This is a genomic window from Kaistella sp. (genome assembly GCF_041824135.1).
Classification (GTDB): domain Bacteria; phylum Bacteroidota; class Bacteroidia; order Flavobacteriales; family Weeksellaceae; genus Kaistella.
This window is the reverse complement of the sequence record NZ_JBGZYM010000044.1, coordinates 1-18,136: the sequence shown is the minus strand read 5'-3', so window position 1 is coordinate 18,136 and position 18,136 is coordinate 1. Positions and strand designations below refer to the sequence as shown.

Genomic DNA, 18,136 nt, shown 5'->3' with positions numbered 1-18,136 from the left:
AATCTTTGCAATTTAGATTTCTAGTTACCTAAGAATGGCAACTGCTCAAATACTACAATTCGTCTAAAATTTTAACGATGGAATTTACAGAATTTTCAAGATCGAACGGCATTTTGTAATTTTTTAACTGCTGTTTGTACTGATCAAAACTTTCCGGATTTTGAAGTGCTTTTTTCATTCCTTCATAAATTCCGTCTTCGGAATTATCAACGATCAATCCCAGTTTTCCATCGTCCAACATTTCCCGAACTCCGGAAACATCGGTTGCGATAATTTTCTTTTTTAAAGTAATGGCTTCAAATAAAACTGTTGCGAATCCTTCGTATCGTGAACTTAGAATATAGAAATCTGCATTTTTGATAACCGGATAAGGATTGTCTGTGAAACCAAAAAGCGTTGATGTTTCTCCAACACCTAAATCTTGTTGCAGTTTTTTGATATTTTCAAAATCATAACCGTCGCCGAGAATTTGAATTTTATGATTGAAACCTTCATCCAGAAGTCTTCTATGAACTTTTAATAATCGGTCAAAACCTTTTTGAGGAAAAACTGTTCCAATAGAGATGAAAACGGGAATTTCATCTTCCGACTTCCAACTTCCAACTTCCGACTTTGCAATAATTTCTTCGGTATTCAAAGGATTATAAATTCGGACGATCTTATTTTTTTCCTGATCAGTCTTTGCTAAATTTTCAAAATCATGCAGGATCTTTTCTGAAATCACCATGATCTTATCAAAGCCAAAAAACTTCTGAAATTCTTCGTCAGTATAATTATACAATTCAGTTTTCTTTAAATCATTGTGAATCCATATCAGTTTTTTTGAAGACTTTAAAGGTGAATTTAAAATCTCGTCACGGAATCCATGAATTGCAGCAAACTCGATATCATACTTTTTACCTTTTAAAATAAATTGATAGAGAAGAGAGGGAAACGTTTTTAAAACCCTTTGATAAATTACCCGAAAGGCTTTCACAGGAATGTCTTGAAGACGATTGGAGGTGATCATTTCACCTTTATTCAGGTATAAAACGTTGATCCAACCCGGAACTTCGGGTAAATATTTCCCTGAATATAAATTCAATAAGAGATCAATTTCATATTTGTCTTTCGGTAAATTTTTTAGAAAAGTCACCAACACCTTTTCTGCGCCACCATGACGAAGAGAACCAATTCTGATCAGGATTTTCTTTTTCTTATCCACAGAATTATTTTACAGGTTTGTAAGTGTGAGCAAGATTCTCTTTGATGTAAGCATCTAAACTCCGACGATTTTGTTCGAGTTCGCGTGGATACATTACATTGTTTTTCAGGGCTTTATTTCCATATTCTTCAATGGTACAAATGAATTTCGCTGGAGTTCCGGCAAAAACAGAATTGGCTGGAGTGGAAGAGTTAAGGACAGAACCCGCTCCTAAAATACAATTATCACCCATTTCAACGCCAGGAAGAATCGTACAGTTATTTCCGATAAAGCAATTTTTCCCAATTTTTATTGGGCCGAAATTTCTGGCGTCCCGGTATTTTTCCATCGAGCGGATGACGTACATTGCACCGTCGTGATTAATGAAAGTGCAGTTTGCCGTGATCTTCGTGCGGTCACCGATTTCTATCAGATATGGTTCAGATCCAAACTTTGGCGCTTCGATAAAGACGACGTCTTTACCTACTTTTAAACCTCGGGATTTGCAGATTTCGATATAGGCTTTATCGCGCAGTTCCGTACAAATGGTATGGATTTTTAAAATGATTCGATAGGGTAAATTCATCTGTGGGTTTTTGCTGGCATAGCAAATATACTGCGTTTTTTGGGAGAAATGTAGTTTTCTAAAATAGAAGTTCTGATTTTGACAATGTCATTTTATAGGGAAAATAGGTAGCGATTATTGGATTTAAAATATTTTAGATGCATTTTTACAGAACTTAAAAAAAGTAATTCCCAGAACTACACTTTAGGACAATTATATTTTATTTTTAATATATTAATGAAGAGTATTTAATTTGAATAAAAGATACAATCGTAACTTCCAATAAATGGTAAAAAAAATAATTCTTAACGCTGATGATCTTGGTTTCTCGAAAGGGGTGAATGAAGCGATTTTAAAGGCAAATACCGAAGGATATCTAAGCCATGCAAGCTTAATGGCGAATACCGCTTATTTTGATCATGCGATTTCAGAAATAATTCCAAATTGTCCTCAACTGAAAGTTGGCGTTCATGTTAATCTCACCTGTGCTGCAGCACTTCTTTCTGGGAATATATTGTCGATCAACGGTGAACTTAAAAATACGTTCGTCACATTATTGTTTCGGAGAAAAACTAAAAAAGTTTTAGAGGATTTAGAAAAAGAAATTGAACTCCAGATTTTGAAAATCAAAAAGGCTGGTGTAAATATTTCTCATATTGACGGACATGAACATGTACATATTATTCCATCCATCAATAAGATTGTACGGAAATTAGCAAAGAAGTACAATATTCAACGGGTGCGTGAAATTAATGAGAACATCTTTGAAAGTTATCAGTTCAATGGCAGAACGGCCTCTTTCGCAAATGTTATAAAATTATTCCTGTTAAAATTTCTTTCTTTATTTAATGAAAATTCCGGGGAAGTAGGGTTTTATTCGATGTTAAATACCTGCGAAATCAATGGAAAGAATTTATTTTCTTTTTTACAAAACAATAAAACTTATGAGACGGTAGAAGTCATGGTTCATCCGTCAATTTTAGGTTTAGATTCAGCAGAATATTTTAAAAGTTTAGATGAACGTTTTGTAAAATTTTTAAAAGATGATCATCGAAAATCAGAATATGATCTGTGCTTTGATGAGAGATTTGAACACTTTGCTAATCGGGATGTTTAAGAAGTCTCCTCGATTCATGCAACTTAAGTTCAACTAAAGAGTTCGTGCAATTGATCGAGCGTGTGTTGATTTCTATTTATTATTTTTTGTTTGGCGTCGCTATTCTTTTGAAGAAAGCTTCTATCTGTTAACACTTTTTTCATCGCGCTGTAAACGTGTTCAGGTCCAGGTGGAAATAATATTCCCTCATCTTTTGATTCTATAAGTTCCGGTATTCCTCCGACACTAGTAGATAATACGTAAGTTTCGAGCAATAATGATTCTGCGATCACTAAAGGATAACCTTCACTATAAGAAGGTAAAATAAAACAGGCTGCCGTCTTTATATAAAAGTAGGGATTCTGTTGATAGCCACCTAAAATAAAGCTGTCTGACACGTTATTATCTTGAATTGTTTTTTCTAATTCCGCGCGTTGATTGCCTTCGCCAATCAACAGAGTTTTAATGGCATATCCTTCTTTAATTAAACGAATGTGTGCCGACAGCAAATCTTTAAAACCTTTTTGACGAAATAATCTGCCAACAGAAACGAAATCAATTGTAGCAAAATCCTGCTGGGTCTGCTTTGATTTTTCCAGAATTTCATTTATGGGCATCAGATTAAAAATGACCTTTGAATTATTTAAAACAACTCCCCAAGTCTTTTCAATAATGTTTTTAGAAAATTGAGAAACAAAAACACCGGTATCAAATTGCGCCATTTGATGCACAAATCGGTTATTTTCTTCAACGGTAAATCCAGAATTTCTTAAATCACCGTGAAACCAAAATAGTTTTTTACTTTTTAGATTCGGACTTTGTAAAATGTCTTCAAACATATAATGGCTGAAGGCTACCTCAAAATCCAAATCTAAAAGTTGATTTTTTCTATAAAAAGCTTTAGGGTTTTTTTGAAACCAGTGATAGTTTAATCTTCGCAAACTCTTTTGTATTAGGTAAGTAATCTTATTTTTAGAAAAAGTATGGGTGCCCTTTCCAATACTCAAAACCCTTATCCCTTCCGGAACTCTGCCTAGAAATTCACCCTGTTCATAGTTGAGCAGCAAAGTAATTTCAAACTTTGATTGATCCAGATGATTTAAAATAGTCAACAATACATTCTCGATTCCACCCATCTCCAAGGAGCGGTTTCGGAATAGAATTTTCTTTTTAGGTATATTTTTTTCCATTGGTTTAGTCTACGATCGCACCTAAGTTTCTGTATAGATCTTTAAATTGTGCAACCCACTTTTGAAATTCTTCTAAGTTAACTTTCTCATCTAAAAACTGCTCAAAGTAACTTAAACTGAAATCATTTGGGAAGTTTTGCATGACATCAAAGGATTCATTAAACCAAGCTTCATTGATTAAGTGATTAAAGTAATTGACATCAAAATCAAAATCTGATTGATGATAAGAGTTTGTTGCTGAAGACTGAAAAGTTGTTTTCATACATTCTTCCCGGCTCATCGCCACAATGTTGAGATTTTTTTTACGTTGATGAAACCAAACAGCTGCATTTCGCAATTGCGTTTTCTCGTCAACTCTACCGTCCATATCTTTCCAAATGTATAACCAATAGTCTTTTTGCCAAACACCCATCAAAATAGAATTGAGTTGCCAATATTTCTGTTGCGTACCATGATCAACTAAACCCAATCGATACAAAAGAGAGAAAAATTTGAATTTATTATGCATAAACAGATCCATCACCAAACGGTTGGAAGTAAATAATTTTTTTGGATAAGAACGGTTTAAATCACCGGAAATCATTGTGGTGTCCAATTCTGTAAAAGAGTCTGTATTTCCATGCCAACCTAATTTTACCAAATCGATGTCATGAGTTTTCATCTGCATTGTTATATCCTCCAACTCAACTGGTTTTGTAAACCAAACATCATCTTCAGTAACCAAAACGAAATCAGTGGATCTTTTTACGGCATCGATCCACATTTGAGTTGGGATCTGAAATCCATCTATTTCTTTTCCACCCTGTAATTTTTCCTGAATTTTTTTAACTTTTTGACCATATTTTGGGGATCGTTGAATGTCAACTTCCGGATATTTCGATTTAATTTTATTCAAATATTTTTCGGGCGTGCCGTCATCTAAAATCTTAATTGCATAATCCCCCTTTACAAATCGATAAATGCTGGCTAAACAACGGTCCAGATAAAATGGGCGATTAAAGGATTTGATGAGGATAGTTACCATTGGAGAGCACGAATATTTGTGCGAATATAATTAATAAAAGTAGATTTTTAAAAAGTAATCAGTCCGGAAATGATCACTGTAAAAATGTGGCTATCTTTCTTTTAACTTTGGCTACTAATGTATTTTCGTTTTCAAATATAATTTTTGATAAAGCACAATTTTCAGCTAAAGTAACTTTTCCGATTTTAGTAATGTTTCTACGTTTACAAGCCTCCATCAACATGGTGTCCCAGTTCCTGTGAACTATTTCCTTTTTTAACTGACCCTGAGAAATTCCTTGCTCGTGTAGTCGGTAGAAATAGAGCGGTTTTGGAATGTAAAATAAGTCACCAACTTCGTATATTTTTAAATACAGATCAAAATCTTCCGAAGCACTAAGATTCGGATTGATTCCTTCCGTTTTCACATAAGATTTTTTGCGGAACGTGAAGAAATGGGAGATCTCATTATTAATGTTGAAGAAAAGCGGTTTTCCGTTAGTTACTTTTCGGGTTCTGTTGTAAACCTTTTGTGGGTGAAGCAAGTTATCACATAACATGATCTGAGAATATGTTCCTACAATTTCAGGATTTTCCAGATAAGTTTGAATACTTAAATCCAGCGCGTTTTCTGTTACCGCATCGTCAGGGTCTATAAATCCACAAATTTCGCCACTGGCCATTTCTACGCATTTTCCTTTCGTAAAGCCAACACCTCTATTTGTTTCATTTTCGAAAATTTTCACTCTCGAATCCTCCGCCGTGTACTTTTTTATCTTTTCTAATGAATCATCGGTAGATCGATCATCAACAATGATGATTTCAAAATTTTGATAGGTTTGAGCAAGAACACTTTTATAAAAATCTTTGAAATATTCAAAATTATTATAATGTGCAACAAGGATAGAGAATAGCATTTGTAGTTTTTAAATAAAGACGATTAATCATTGTTTGAAAGATTGCCGCAAGATATTATTTGCATTAATTTTTTTCAACTTTTCAAATGTATGAATTTAAGAATTATTAAGTATTTTTGAACAAATGAAATTGATGAATCCTCTAGTCACGATATCCATTCCTATTTATAATTGCGCCGATTTTTTGGAAGCTTGTCTGGAATCCGTTCGGTTGCAGAGTTATGCTCATATCGAAGTGACGTTGATTAATGATCAGACTCCTGATAACAGTGTGCAAATTGCAGAGGAATTCATTCAAAAACATCAACTTGAAAATTGGAGAATTATACACTTAGCAAAAAATTCAGGACTTTCAGTGGTGAGAAATAAAGGAATTGATACCGCTAAGGGGAAATATATTTTCTTTTTAGACAGTGATGATCAACTTTTTCCAGAAACAATCGCAGTGATGGTTGGATGCGCAGAAGAAAGTCAGATGGATTTGGTTGTTGGGAATGTTGAGACTGTTAATGTCAATACAGGGGTAACGTCAGATATGTTTAAAATAGATGCAGAGGAGAAATCTTTGAAAGGTAATATAGTTATATTTGAAGCATTTGTGAAGGGAAAATACCCAACCACATCTTGGAATAAACTAATCAGTGTGAACTTTCTAAGAAATAATAAGCTGTACTTTACTCCAGGATTATATGCGCAAGATGCTTTACATAGCTTTCAGGTCGGTTTGAAATTAGAGTCGATTGGATTTGTGCAAGAAAAAACATATCAATATTTTCTTCATGAAAATTCTGTGATCCATAACAGAAATAAAAAACATTTTGATAACTGGATGACCATTGCGTCGGAGATAGACGCTTGCCTTAAATCAGAAAAAAGCTCGGAACGTAGGCATTTGATTCTATTACATTTGATAGAGTTCAAAAATATTACTTTGATAATGAATTGGAGAGCGCAGAAAAATGAGCAACTTTGGAAAGAAAGCTATTGTAATTACAAAACCCTCACTAAATTAAATTGTATGGATTATTTTTCTAACAGATTTTCGAAGTCTATTAAAAAAGCTGATTTGTTTAATCGACTGCCTACTTATTTAGGATTAAAGTTGTTTAAATGGCGATGGGGAAGGTAATTATGTTACGTCAATCAGTTCCCACATCGGGGTCGCCTGAATGGGCTTTCCTTTTTGTACATGATGAGCGTGAAAATTAGGCGCAATTATTTCAGTATTATCACTTGAGTTTTCATTGATATATGCTGCCCAGTATGAGAAGGTAGAATTAGCTAAAATTATTTTTTTGCCTCTTGCAAGTGTTAGAAAATTGATGATAGGTTCGTTTTTCTGAAAAGTAAATTCTTTAACATATTCCCTAATAAAGGATAGGTTGGTTTTGCACCAAGTAATATCATCGCTTACTACTACAACATTTTTTATCGATCTAAAGTCAACTTTTAATAGCGCGGTTTTTATATATTCCCTCTGATTAAAACCATACATTCCAACGTGTTCTGAAATGTAAAAGTCACCTCTTCTTACATTAATAACCAGATCAAAATCACAGTCTTGTATTTTATGTATTTCTAGACTCAAGTATTTGTCAATAAAGAGCTTCAGTTCAGTCGCGGTAAAGTCTATATTATAATTTTGATAGAAAGAAGAATTTTTAATTTTACGGTCTAGTTTTTTTATTTCATTTTTATGGATGACAAATTCTTTTAATTGCGGAAAAAATTGAAACCAATACTCCATATTTTCATTATGTGAAATATATGCATTTATACCACGGGATCTCTCTTTCCAAATATGTAAATAAAAATAAAGGTGATTTCCAAAGCGTGTACTTTCGGGAATAATTAGAATTAGTTTGGGTTGATAAAATGTAATGGCTGAGAGAAGATTCTTCACCAATCTATATGTTTTTTTTCTCCAAAGGTCAGAAGATTTTTTGTTTTCCATATTTTATAATTTGAAAAAAAAATTATAAGATTGCGATAGAGTAAGGTATTTCATGTTTTTTAAAACAAAAGTAAAACGTTCCTTATAGAGCTTTTTATTATAAAATAATAAGTTTTGATAAGCTTCTGAAATTATCACAGTTTTTTGTATTGGAATAAACTCATTAAAAAGATTATTGATTATATATTTTTTAGTCAAGTACATGGCATAAATCTTTTCATTAATATTTCTACTATTCCCTGATATGCTTAATTCAGATGTTCTTATGATGCACCATGCATGTGGTAGTGTATAAATATCTTTACCTTCACTGAACTCTAGCCAAGCTACATTATCGCTTCCAAATGCAAATGGGAAATGTTTAAAACCATATTTTTCATATGACTTTTTCCGGAAAATATATTCGGGAAGTGAAATGTGATAGTTTTGAGTAATCTTTTTTATGTAACTTTCTGCCGCTTTTTCTGTCCGTGGATATTTAAAAGATCTTAAAGTTTCCCCCACATCGTTAATTTCAGTAACGTTTGCTCGTAGCAGTTGGTAATTGTTTTCGTTTATTTCATTTAAATTTTCGTAAAAATCTTCTACCAAATTTTCAGAAATCATATCATCATCTCCTAAGAGCATAATCCACTCCTCATTTTCGGTCAAGTCAATACATCGATCCCATTGTTTAGTAAGAAATTGATGCCCCAAGTTGTTTGAGAATCTTGTATATTTTATACTTAAAGTGTTATTGTAAAGATTAATGATATCGCTTGGGTCTTTATCGCTAAAATCATCTCCAATATAAACGGTGAAATTTTTATTGCTTTGATTATTTAAAGACTTCAAGCATTGATTAAAAAACTCAATTTTATAGTAAGGAATAACGATCGCTAATTTGCTCATCAGATTTTATTTTTGTCCAGGAAGCCGAGGAGCTGGCTTGTTCCTCGTAAAATTTCTCTTCTTCTGTTAGTTGATTTGGGTTTTTATACCATCCCCCATGAAATGCAGTAAAATTTCCAGCAATACGTAACCCACTATAAAAATTTATACCACTAAATCTACGTGGGTAGTTTGGCTTATATAGTGCGAAAGTAGTGTCAATCTTAGTCTGATAGCATTCTTTCTCTATTTCATTTTCCCAATGTTTATTTTCCCAGGTTAACACCTCTTCTTTATAGGGGAAATAATTGGGGATATTGCTGATTTCCAGGGCGAAACCAACTTTATTTACTGTGTCAAAATATTGATGCAACTTTTGGATTAGAATATTCATGAAATTTGTAGGTAAATTTTTGTTCGGAACAATGTCTGCATCGGTGATCACAAAATATCCTTCACCATATTTTTTTTGGAGAATTTTATTTTTAAAAAAAACCAAATGACCAAAGTTTTTTTCCATATATTCTATTTTCACCAAATCACGGATTTCCTTATAATACTCCATCAGAGGCGGAAATGAAGAATTATTATCAATGATAACGATATTTTCAAAACCGCGACTCAAATAGAAGTCCACTTGTTTTTTCAAATAAAATACTTGATTAAAATTAATGATAATAATAGGAATGGAAAGGGGATTTTTTCGCTGAGCCCGGATTAAGGAACTCTGAAGAAGAAAAAACCGATATAGAATTTTCAGATACCTCATTTATTTCTATTTAATAAAAGTATTTTGTAAGGAATGGTTAAAATTTTTAACGGTTTACCGATGTGGAAGTATAAAGGTATTAAATTAATTATTTTGCTTTCTCGCAAATTCCAACATATGCTCAGGTAGAACTTTAACAGAGGTTCTATATCTTTTTTGGGCAACAGTTTAAATTTCTTTAAAATGTCCTCATAAAAATATAATCTCGCCCATTCTTTCTTTTTATTATAAACTTCGTCGTCGGTCATTCCTGAAATGCTTTTTTCAAATATTCGAACTTGTACTTGAGCAGTTTCTATAAAGAAAATATTTTTGAAATTAGATATTTCTAAAATTGCCATATCGTCAGAGTACCATGCCAATGGATACTTTTTAAATTTGTATTTTTTATATTCAGATGTTCGGAATATATTTTCAGATAGGCTGCTACGTTCTCGTTTACTAAAGATATCCGTCCAAATATCACGGTAATGGGTAATGGTTTTTAAATGTGTATATGAAGTTAAGATGATACTGTGCCCATCCATCAATGCCTGGGAGAATTTAATTACATTAATTTTGTTTTTTTCAATCTGATTCAAATGGGTGTAAAATTCTTCAACGAAATTAGCACTGATCACGTCATCATCTCCTAAGATCTGAAACCACTCCTCCGTTACATTTTCCAATATTCTTTCCCACTGTAAAGCGAGATTGGTGCCTCCCACATTTTTACTGTAATGGTAGTACTTAAATTCATTATCGGAGAAGTGTTTTTGGATTAAAGGAAGCGGGTCATCCGGGCTCGCATCATTACCAATATACAGCGTGAAGTTTCTATCAGTTTGCGCTGCCACCGATTTTAGCGTTTCTTCGAAGAAATCTAACTTGTAATAAGGGATAACAATAGCAAGCTTATTCATGTAGAATTGAATATATCAAATTAATTGAAGTTATATATTTTCGTTTTCCTATTTTTAAAAGGGGAAAAAAACCTAATGTTTTCAATAGATTTCGATAAGTTGTACTTCCGGGAAATGCGTTTTAATATAGGACGTACTATCATCATTAGAGTTGTTATCTACCGCTATAATAGTGATTGGAATACTAGAATTAAGAATACTGGAAAGGCATTTTTCAATCCAGTTGTTTTGTGTGCCATTATAAATTACGACAATACAGAAAATATTCATGTGCTTTTTAATAAAGATTTATCTATTAGAATTTATGTCAATCTACAATGGTGTAATTATATCTAATTTTGTAATATATCTTCTTTATTTTTTTTATTATTGGATGGAGATCAGAGTCTTTACTTTTATAATATTTTCCATATTTATTATAGTTTTCCTTGTGTCTGCGGTAATATAACAAGCCTTCTTTAATATACTCCACCGTAGCACCATCTGCCAACATGCCATTCCATAAATTGAGATCTTCAGATGTGTAGGCATGACCTTCTCTAAGTTTTTTATAGCCGATCTTCTTTGCCTTTGCTACATTATACATCATTGAGCCATGATGAAGTCCATTTCTTTTCCAATAATAATCGCCCTGATAATTGTACATATCTTCTGAAAAACCTTCGTAAATTTCATCCTTAATTTCTCCGGTGACAATAATATCATAGGTCACAATATCAGCGTCTGTTAAAAGTAGTTTTTCAATAGCATCTGAACGTAACCAGTTGTCTGCACCTACGAATAAACATAATTCAGTATCTACTCTGTCCAACATATCCTGGAAATTATGAACCGTGCCCAAGTTTTTTTTCCGTAAAACATACTCAACATTCTTATAAATTTTTGGCAAATGATTACAATCTCCAATACCATCATCAACGAATAAAATTCTGTCCGGAATCCTTGTTTGCGACAAAATACTCTCAATGCAATGTGCTGCTAAATGACCATATTTGTAGGACGCAATTACAACTGTGATTTTTTTGTTATTATTTCCATTCATGATCAATCAAGATTTTTGAGGGGATCTTTTCGGGAAGTTTGCCTTGCCCATAGAAATCTCCATTTAATACACTAAACATTAGACATTTGCTATAATGTTCTCTTTTTCTCTTATCTGTTAGCAGGAGATTAATATAATAATTTCCTTCCAGTAAAATATTTTTGAAGCGGCAAATTAACTTTTTTCTAGATGTATCCATTTCAAAATAAGAAGTGGACATGTTGAATAGTTTTTCCTCAAATGTATCATACAGTCCAATATCTATTAGCAAATCTGGAAATTTATCATTCAGTTCAATTTCAAAGGTAAGATCATCCCCACTTTCAAATATGTTTTTTATCGAAGATTTTATTTCAATTTTATTTAAAAAGTAGCTGTCTTTAGGAATGAAGAGGTGCTTGTTAAATGATCCTCCGGTATTATAGTCAAAGTATCTTTCGACGGTCTGATTTATGTCTCCCTCCATAGCAATAGAACCATTCTCTAATAAAATACCTTTTCTGCAAAGAGTTTTTACTGCCGCCATATTATGACTCACAAACAAAACCGTCCGCCCTTCTCCCTTACTCACATCGCCCATTTTTCCCAAACACTTTTTCTGAAACTCCGCGTCACCAACTGCTAAAACTTCGTCAACAATCAGAATCTCTGACTCCAAATGCGCAGCGACGGCAAATGCCAAACGCACATACATTCCAGACGAATATCTTTTTACAGGCGTGTCAATATATCTTTCTACACCGGAGAAATCGACTATTTCATCAAATTTGCGCTTGATTTCCTTTCGGGTCATTCCGAGAATGGCTCCGTTTAGATAGATGTTTTCCCGACCTGTCATCTCCGGGTGAAAACCCGTGCCTACTTCTAACAAAGAAGCGATTCTTCCATTGGTGTAAATTTTTCCGGTTGTGGGTTTGGTGACCTTACTTAATAATTTTAGCAAAGTCGATTTTCCCGCACCGTTTCTGCCAATAATTCCTACGGCATCGCCCTGTTCAATTTCGAAATTTATATCGCGTAAAGACCAAACATAGTCACTGTTTCCTTTAGAACTGCGGTCGTTTGTTTCCCCAATTTTCAAATAAGGATCCTCTTTTCCGCGCACCTGATGCCAAAAGCGGTTCAAGTCATGCGACAGCGTGCCTGTTCCAACCTGTCCGAGCCGGTATTGTTTTGATATGTTCTCTGCCTTTAATGCCAGCATTTTATTTTCTTTAATAAATTTTTAAAATTATTGAGACTGCTTTTAATCACAATTTTAATTGGTTCTTTTTACTTTTTACTTGGCTCTTCTAAACCGTATCCATAAAGCTTTTCTCAACTTTATTAAATACCACAGTTCCGATCGCTAATAAAATGAAGATAATGACACTGCTGGTTAATAACATAGCAGCGGAGAAATCTCCTACGCCAAGCCAGGCATATTTGAAACATTCAAAAATTCCGGAAAGGGGATTATAGTATGCAATTGCTTTAAACCGTTCGGGAAGTGCAGAAAGTGGATAAATAACTGGAGTTACATACATGAATAAACTCACACCAAATCCTAAAAGCATCTGGATGTCCCGGTATTTCGTCGTCAAAGAAGAAAATATCATTCCCATACCCAATGCGAAGGCTGCCATTAAAATAATTAAAAAAGGCGTGGCCAAAATCCAGATATTCGGTTGAACTTCTCCTTTAAAATAGTAGTAAAAGAAAGCGATGAGAAAAAGCCCCATCTGTACGCCAAAGCGCATGAGGTTTGAGATCACAACGGTTAGTGGCATCACCAATCGGGGGAAATACACTTTTCCAAAAATGGAGGCATTGCCTGTAAAAACATTTGAGGTTCCGGTTAAGCAGGAAGAAAAATAGTTCCACAATGTAACACCGGCAAGATAAAAGAGAACTTTCGGAGCGCCATCAGTAGATAAATTGGCGATGTTTCCAAAAACAATTAAATAAACCAGAGTCGTGAAAATAGGGTTAATGAAAAACCATATCGGACCCAAAATCGTTTGCTTAAATCCCGACACAAAATCCCGTTTCACAAACATATAAACCAAATCTTTGTACCGCCAGACTTCTTTTAATTTGAGGTCAAAAAGAGAGTGGCTGGATTCGATGGTTTCCGTCCATTGTTGTTGAGGTTCGGTCATTTGTGTAAATAAATTTTTCGCAAAATTAAGGTAAATTATTCAATTCTTGAAAGTTCCGTTCTGCTCAGCAAAAGAGAGGTGAGAAATAGTGGAATATATAGACGGACTTCATAAAGGATTCCCGTGTAAAAACATAAAATGATGTAGGGGAAAGAAAGAAAATGAAACAAACAAATCGCTCTGATTGCATTTTTGTCTTTTGCTAACATTAATGTGAAAATAAAGAACACCAGCCAAAACATAATCCCTAAGATGTTTTTAGGTTGTGTGAAATTCTGGAGTAAAAGATTTCCATCATTGGTGGAAAAATTTTCATTGATGAATCTCAATCCCAAATACACCCCGATAAAGATCAGGCCTAAAAATAAAATCGGTTTCAAAGTTTCTTTTTTTAAACCGAATTTCCCATATAACAATGTTGCAGCTAAGGACAATGAAAGTGCTGACGATTCGCGATTTAATGTTGAAATCAATATAATGACGCCTAACACCATTAAGATGGAAGAAGATTGATCCTTTAAATATTTTAAAAGGAAGAAAAAGAAAAGCGCCAGGAAAAAGTAGCTGGAAATATCATATGGAACGATCACGAATTGAGAAAGACCTATGGCGAAAATTGATAAAGCTGTTATTAATAATTTCTCCGAAGAAGTCGCAACGAAAGTTTTAGTTTCGGTTATTAAAACCATTAGTCCGGCGAAAAGTATCAGAAAAAATGTATTTAGAATATAGATTGATAAATACATTTGCGGTTCCGAATCGGGTTGTAGAAACTTTAATTTGAAAATTCCGTAATCGAAATTTAGAGTGGAAAGGAAATCATAAACTGCTATGAGCAAATATCCACTCAAAATACGGTACTGATAAATGCCTGACTGAAACTGCTCCTGAAAACTTTGAATATTTAAAATTTTGGACGAATAAATATTGGCAAATCCGAAATACACAAAACTGTTGACCGTAAAAGCCAATAGTATCGAAAAAATGAGTTTTGAAAATAAATTTAATTTCAAGTGTAAACGTTCTAATTACTGATTCCGAAATTTTATTTTAATGTTTTTCTTCCGATCGACTTGTAGAAAAATCCAGTATCTTCTAATTGTTCCAAAGCAAACATATTCCTTCCGTCAAAGATGACTTTGCTTTTCATTTTCTGCGCCATCAGTTCAAAGTTCGGATTTTTGAATTCACTCCACTCCGTTGCGATCAAAAGACAGTCTGCGTTTTCTAAAGTAGAATACATGTCCTGAGCATATGATATTTGATCACCAAGTACATTACGCACATTTTCTTCTGCAATTGAATCGTACGCCGTGATTTCTGCGCCTTTCTCTAAAAGCAGTTTAATATTATCCAAAGATGAGGCTTCTCTGATATCATCAGTATTCGCTTTAAAGGCCAAGCCCCACATTGCAATCTTTTTGCCTTTTAAATCACCCTCGAAATACTTTTCAATTTCAGAAACCAAAATAATTTTCTGCGCCTGATTGACTTCTTCGGTCGCTTCCAGAATTTGAAAATCAAAACCTTCCTGTTTGCCGGATTTTATTAAAGCTTTTACATCTTTCGGAAAACAGCTCCCGCCATATCCAATTCCGGGGAAGAGAAAGCGGTGTCCAATTCGGTCATCAGAACCCATTCCCAAACGCACTTTATCAACATCAGCTCCTACTTTTTCACAGTAATTCGCGATTTCATTCATAAAAGTAATCTTTACTGCTAAGAACGAATTTGCGGCATACTTTGTCAGTTCAGATGATTTCTCATCCATAAAAATAATAGGAATTCCTGTGTTGGTAAAAGGCTGATAAATTTTAGCCATGATTTCCTGTGCCTTTTCAGATTCGCTGCCGACAATCACCCGGGCCGGATTCATAGAATCTTCTACCGCAAAACCTTCTCTTAAAAATTCGGGATTAGAAACAACGTCAAATTCGACGGATGTTTTAGCTGCAATAGTTTCGCGAACTTTATCAGCCGTGCCCACAGGAACCGTTGATTTATTCACAATGACTTTGTATTCCGTCAGCAATTCTCCAATTTGGTTGGCCACGGAAAGTACGTAAGAAAGATCGGCAGAACCATCTTCTCCCGGTGGCGTTGGTAAAGCAAGATAAATCACTTCACTTTTGTCGAGTGCTTCTTTAATATCAGTTGTGAAAAATAATCGTTGTGCTTGAATATTTCTCAGAAACATTTCCTCCAAACCGGGTTCATAGATTGGCACGACTCCTTGCTTCATGCGTTCTACTTTTTTAGCATCAATGTCCACACAGTAAACCGTGTTTCCTAATTCTGCCAGAGTAGTTCCTGTAACCAAACCAACGTAGCCTGTTCCAACGATTGTAATATTCACAATTGAGTTTTTTTATTTCGGCAAATATAAGAATTAATCGTTTGTTGCCTGTTTATTGCACTTTCAATAATATGCAATTATTTTGTCATTTTATTAAAATTGTGTATATTTGCAACGGATTTACAAAAATTATAATGAAAAGGCCTTCGGAAGAATGCCTTTTTTCGTAAGAGTATTTTAGAAATTATGGAAATTAGAACGCAGGTAGAACAACTATTAAACGATTTTTTAGCAGAAAGGGAAGATCTATTTTTGATCGATATTAAATTTTCTGTGACTGATCATATAAGAGTAATTCTGGATGGTGATGATGGCGTTACCCTTCAGGACTGTTTAGATGCGAGTCGTGCGATCGAATTCAATATGGATCGTGACGAACATGATTTTTCTATGGAAGTGATGAGTGCAGGCTTAAGTGAGCCGCTATCTTCGCCAAGACAATATCGAAAAAATATTGGACGATCTCTCGAGTTATTGATGAATGATTCTTCAGAAATTGAAGGAGAATTGATTAAAGTTGAAGAAGAGAGCATTACTTTGGTTTTAAAATACCGAAAACCGAAAGACTTAGGGAAAGGAAAAATGGATGTAGTTGAAGAACGCGAAATTCCTTATTCCGATATTAAAAAAGCACTTGTTGCGATAAAGTTCTAAAACAAAAGAGTGATAATTTTTAATTAGGCACTCTTTTATGATAAATTGAATTAAATTTAAAGCGTAAAAACTTTATATTTCGAACCTAAAACAAAACATATATAAATGGACGGTTTAGCATTGATTGAAGCATTTGGCGATTTCAAAGAAGACAAAAACATCAGCAAAATTGACCTGATGGCGATTATCGAAGACTCATTGAAAACTCTTTTAAGAAAGAGATTTGATTCTGATGATCATTTTGATGTCATTGTAAATCCTGATAAAGGAGATTTTCAGATATTTTTAAATAAAGAAATTGTTGCAGACGAAATGTCTGAAGATGATGATTTAGAAATTGAGATCTCAGAAGCAAAAAAAATAGATCCAACTTTCGAAATTGGGGATGATTTTTCTGTGGAAATTCCGATTGAACAATTAGGAAGAAGAAGTATTTTAACGCTGAAACAAATTTTAGCAACGAAACTTCAGGAACATAATAATGCGGTTTTATACGATCAGTTTAGAGATAAGATCGGCGAGATCGTAATGGGTGAAGTTCACCATATTCGTCACAAACATGTTATTTTGTTAGATGATGATGATAATGAATTCATCTTGCCAAAAGAAAATCAAATTCCTTCTGACTTCTTTAAAAAAGGAGAAAGCATTCGTGCCATTGTAGAAAGTGTTGACTTTAAAGGTTCAAAACCACAAATTATTGTGTCGAGAACGGCACCTCGATTTTTGGAGAAATTATTGGAAATGGAAATTCCAGAAATCCAGGACGGTACCATTATTTTGAAAAAAGTAGTTCGTATTCCTGGGGAGAAAGCAAAAATCGCGGTTGATGCTTATGATGACAGAATTGATCCGGTTGGAGCTTGTGTTGGAGTGAAAGGTTCTAGAATCCACGGTGTGGTGAGAGAATTGAAAAACGAAAATATCGATGTGATTCAGTGGTCAAAAAACCCTGAGATCATGGTGAAAAGAGCTTTAGGAAACATTACCATTAATAAAATTGAAATCAACGAAGAGACCAACTACGCGTTAGTTTATACTCCAGTTGAAGAGATTTCAAGAGTGATTGGTAAGCAAGGACAAAACATCAGGTTGGCATCTTGGTTAAGCGGTTATGATATTGATGTTTATAGAGAGGCGAGTGAAGATGATGATGTCGAATTAAGAGAATTCGCAGGGACTGAAGAAGGCGATATCGAACAGTGGATTATCGATGAGTTCCGTAAAGTAGGATTGAATACTGCGAAAAGTATTTTAGATAAAGAAACAGAATCGCTTTTAAGCATTACTGACTTAGAAGAAGAAACCATTGAGGAGGTAAAACGAATCCTGAAAGAGGAGTTAGAAGACTAAGTTTTTCTAAAAACTCTATATAAAGTTAAAATAGGTTAACTTTGCAAAAATTAAAATAAAAGTATAAAGTATACATGCCAAAAATTAGATTAAACAAAGCGGTTAAGGAATTTAATATTTCGATGACAAGGCTCGTAGAATT

At 33.9% G+C, this 18,136-nt stretch carries 19 protein-coding genes; 4 read left to right on the top strand and 15 right to left on the bottom strand.

Annotation, left to right across the window (positions count from 1 at the left end):
- Positions 1 to 52 precede the first annotated feature (52 nt).
- Together ACEYOS_RS05050 and ACEYOS_RS05045 are read right to left on the bottom strand one after the other, a co-directional pair.
- Positions 53 to 1,204 carry a glycosyltransferase gene (locus ACEYOS_RS05050; RefSeq protein ID WP_373709597.1) on the bottom strand — a complete coding sequence of 384 codons (1,152 nt, stop codon included), beginning with the start codon at positions 1,202 to 1,204 and terminating at the stop codon, positions 53 to 55.
- A gap of 4 nt (positions 1,205 to 1,208) precedes the next feature.
- On the bottom strand, positions 1,209 to 1,769 hold the full coding sequence (locus ACEYOS_RS05045) for an acyltransferase (RefSeq protein WP_373709598.1): 561 nt from the start codon (positions 1,767 to 1,769) through the stop codon (positions 1,209 to 1,211).
- A gap of 265 nt (positions 1,770 to 2,034) precedes the next feature.
- Here ACEYOS_RS05045 and ACEYOS_RS05040 point away from each other — a divergent pair, with 265 nt between their 5' ends.
- Entirely contained in the window at positions 2,035 to 2,865 is an 831-nt protein-coding gene (locus ACEYOS_RS05040) for a carbohydrate deacetylase (RefSeq protein ID WP_373709599.1), read from the top strand.
- Between the two features lie 29 nt (positions 2,866 to 2,894).
- On the opposite strand, the gene ACEYOS_RS05035 is transcribed toward ACEYOS_RS05040, so the two are convergent.
- From ACEYOS_RS05035 to ACEYOS_RS05025, 3 genes are all read right to left on the bottom strand, one after another.
- The gene (locus tag ACEYOS_RS05035) at positions 2,895 to 4,034 is read right to left on the bottom strand and encodes a glycosyltransferase (RefSeq protein ID WP_373709600.1); all 1,140 of its coding nucleotides are present in this window, start codon (positions 4,032 to 4,034) and stop codon (positions 2,895 to 2,897) included.
- 4 nt (positions 4,035 to 4,038) lie between these two features.
- Positions 4,039 to 5,058 carry a glycosyltransferase family 2 protein gene (locus ACEYOS_RS05030; protein WP_373709601.1) on the bottom strand — a complete coding sequence of 340 codons (1,020 nt, stop codon included), beginning with the start codon at positions 5,056 to 5,058 and terminating at the stop codon, positions 4,039 to 4,041.
- A 73-nt stretch (positions 5,059 to 5,131) separates the two neighbouring features.
- Complete coding sequence (locus ACEYOS_RS05025; RefSeq protein WP_373709602.1) at positions 5,132 to 5,953, bottom strand: glycosyltransferase family 2 protein; 822 nt, start codon at positions 5,951 to 5,953, stop codon at positions 5,132 to 5,134.
- A gap of 133 nt (positions 5,954 to 6,086) precedes the next feature.
- Between ACEYOS_RS05025 and ACEYOS_RS05020 the strand changes: the two genes are divergently transcribed.
- The gene (locus tag ACEYOS_RS05020) at positions 6,087 to 7,082 is read left to right on the top strand and encodes a glycosyltransferase (RefSeq protein WP_373709603.1); all 996 of its coding nucleotides are present in this window, start codon (positions 6,087 to 6,089) and stop codon (positions 7,080 to 7,082) included.
- Here ACEYOS_RS05020 and ACEYOS_RS05015 read toward each other — a convergent pair whose 3' ends face one another.
- The 10 genes from ACEYOS_RS05015 to ACEYOS_RS04970 all read right to left on the bottom strand — a co-directional run bounded on the left by ACEYOS_RS05015 (position 7,083) and on the right by ACEYOS_RS04970 (position 15,987).
- Entirely contained in the window at positions 7,083 to 7,907 is an 825-nt protein-coding gene (locus ACEYOS_RS05015) for an alpha-1,2-fucosyltransferase (protein WP_373709604.1), read from the bottom strand.
- A 3-nt stretch (positions 7,908 to 7,910) separates the two neighbouring features.
- Positions 7,911 to 8,798: a glycosyltransferase gene (locus tag ACEYOS_RS05010; protein WP_373709605.1), complete on the bottom strand. Its 888-nt coding sequence runs from the start codon at positions 8,796 to 8,798 to the stop codon at positions 7,911 to 7,913.
- The gene (locus ACEYOS_RS05005; RefSeq protein ID WP_373709606.1) at positions 8,764 to 9,426 is read right to left on the bottom strand and encodes a hypothetical protein; all 663 of its coding nucleotides are present in this window, start codon (positions 9,424 to 9,426) and stop codon (positions 8,764 to 8,766) included. Before ACEYOS_RS05005 ends, ACEYOS_RS05010 begins: the two co-directional genes overlap by 35 nt.
- 116 nt (positions 9,427 to 9,542) lie before the next feature.
- Complete coding sequence (locus ACEYOS_RS05000; protein ID WP_373709607.1) at positions 9,543 to 10,448, bottom strand: glycosyltransferase family 2 protein; 906 nt, start codon at positions 10,446 to 10,448, stop codon at positions 9,543 to 9,545.
- An 81-nt stretch (positions 10,449 to 10,529) separates the two neighbouring features.
- Entirely contained in the window at positions 10,530 to 10,718 is a 189-nt protein-coding gene (locus ACEYOS_RS04995; RefSeq protein WP_373709608.1) for a glycosyltransferase, read from the bottom strand.
- 37 nt (positions 10,719 to 10,755) lie between these two features.
- On the bottom strand, positions 10,756 to 11,490 hold the full coding sequence (locus tag ACEYOS_RS04990) for a glycosyltransferase (RefSeq protein ID WP_123249262.1): 735 nt from the start codon (positions 11,488 to 11,490) through the stop codon (positions 10,756 to 10,758).
- Positions 11,477 to 12,694, bottom strand: a complete 1,218-nt coding sequence (locus ACEYOS_RS04985; protein ID WP_123249263.1) for an ABC transporter ATP-binding protein — start codon at positions 12,692 to 12,694, stop codon at positions 11,477 to 11,479. The genes ACEYOS_RS04990 and ACEYOS_RS04985 overlap by 14 nt, the downstream gene beginning before the upstream one ends.
- Positions 12,695 to 12,782: 88 nt before the next feature.
- On the bottom strand, positions 12,783 to 13,631 hold the full coding sequence (locus tag ACEYOS_RS04980; protein WP_123249264.1) for an ABC transporter permease: 849 nt from the start codon (positions 13,629 to 13,631) through the stop codon (positions 12,783 to 12,785).
- Positions 13,632 to 13,666: 35 nt separating this feature from the next.
- Entirely contained in the window at positions 13,667 to 14,644 is a 978-nt protein-coding gene (locus ACEYOS_RS04975) for a hypothetical protein (RefSeq protein WP_373709609.1), read from the bottom strand.
- Positions 14,645 to 14,676: 32 nt separating this feature from the next.
- Complete coding sequence (locus ACEYOS_RS04970; RefSeq protein ID WP_373709610.1) at positions 14,677 to 15,987, bottom strand: UDP-glucose/GDP-mannose dehydrogenase family protein; 1,311 nt, start codon at positions 15,985 to 15,987, stop codon at positions 14,677 to 14,679.
- 186 nt (positions 15,988 to 16,173) lie between these two features.
- On the opposite strand from ACEYOS_RS04970, the gene rimP reads away from it, so the two are divergent.
- Positions 16,174 to 16,641, top strand: a complete 468-nt coding sequence (gene rimP / locus ACEYOS_RS04965; protein WP_373709611.1) for a ribosome assembly cofactor RimP — start codon at positions 16,174 to 16,176, stop codon at positions 16,639 to 16,641.
- A gap of 105 nt (positions 16,642 to 16,746) precedes the next feature.
- Positions 16,747 to 17,994 carry a transcription termination factor NusA gene (gene nusA / locus ACEYOS_RS04960; RefSeq protein ID WP_373709612.1) on the top strand — a complete coding sequence of 416 codons (1,248 nt, stop codon included), beginning with the start codon at positions 16,747 to 16,749 and terminating at the stop codon, positions 17,992 to 17,994.
- Positions 17,995 to 18,136: the final 142 nt, after the last annotated feature.

Excerpts from the sequence above, each read along its gene's own strand:
- ACEYOS_RS05045 (WP_373709598.1), bottom strand. The coding sequence starts at position 1,769 with ATGAATTTACCCTATCGAATCATTTTAAAAATCCATACCATTTGTACG.
- ACEYOS_RS05040 (WP_373709599.1), top strand. The coding sequence starts at position 2,035 with ATGGTAAAAAAAATAATTCTTAACGCTGATGATCTTGGTTTCTCGAAA.
- ACEYOS_RS05035 (WP_373709600.1), bottom strand. The coding sequence starts at position 4,034 with ATGGAAAAAAATATACCTAAAAAGAAAATTCTATTCCGAAACCGCTCC.
- ACEYOS_RS05030 (WP_373709601.1), bottom strand. The coding sequence starts at position 5,058 with ATGGTAACTATCCTCATCAAATCCTTTAATCGCCCATTTTATCTGGAC.
- ACEYOS_RS05025 (WP_373709602.1), bottom strand. The coding sequence starts at position 5,953 with ATGCTATTCTCTATCCTTGTTGCACATTATAATAATTTTGAATATTTC.
- ACEYOS_RS05020 (WP_373709603.1), top strand. The coding sequence starts at position 6,087 with ATGAATCCTCTAGTCACGATATCCATTCCTATTTATAATTGCGCCGAT.
- ACEYOS_RS05015 (WP_373709604.1), bottom strand. The coding sequence starts at position 7,907 with ATGGAAAACAAAAAATCTTCTGACCTTTGGAGAAAAAAAACATATAGA.
- ACEYOS_RS05010 (WP_373709605.1), bottom strand. The coding sequence starts at position 8,798 with ATGAGCAAATTAGCGATCGTTATTCCTTACTATAAAATTGAGTTTTTT.
- ACEYOS_RS05000 (WP_373709607.1), bottom strand. The coding sequence starts at position 10,448 with ATGAATAAGCTTGCTATTGTTATCCCTTATTACAAGTTAGATTTCTTC.
- ACEYOS_RS04995 (WP_373709608.1), bottom strand. The coding sequence starts at position 10,718 with ATGAATATTTTCTGTATTGTCGTAATTTATAATGGCACACAAAACAAC.
- ACEYOS_RS04990 (WP_123249262.1), bottom strand. The coding sequence starts at position 11,490 with ATGAATGGAAATAATAACAAAAAAATCACAGTTGTAATTGCGTCCTAC.
- ACEYOS_RS04985 (WP_123249263.1), bottom strand. The coding sequence starts at position 12,694 with ATGCTGGCATTAAAGGCAGAGAACATATCAAAACAATACCGGCTCGGA.
- ACEYOS_RS04980 (WP_123249264.1), bottom strand. The coding sequence starts at position 13,631 with ATGACCGAACCTCAACAACAATGGACGGAAACCATCGAATCCAGCCAC.
- rimP (WP_373709611.1), top strand. The coding sequence starts at position 16,174 with ATGGAAATTAGAACGCAGGTAGAACAACTATTAAACGATTTTTTAGCA.
- nusA (WP_373709612.1), top strand. The coding sequence starts at position 16,747 with ATGGACGGTTTAGCATTGATTGAAGCATTTGGCGATTTCAAAGAAGAC.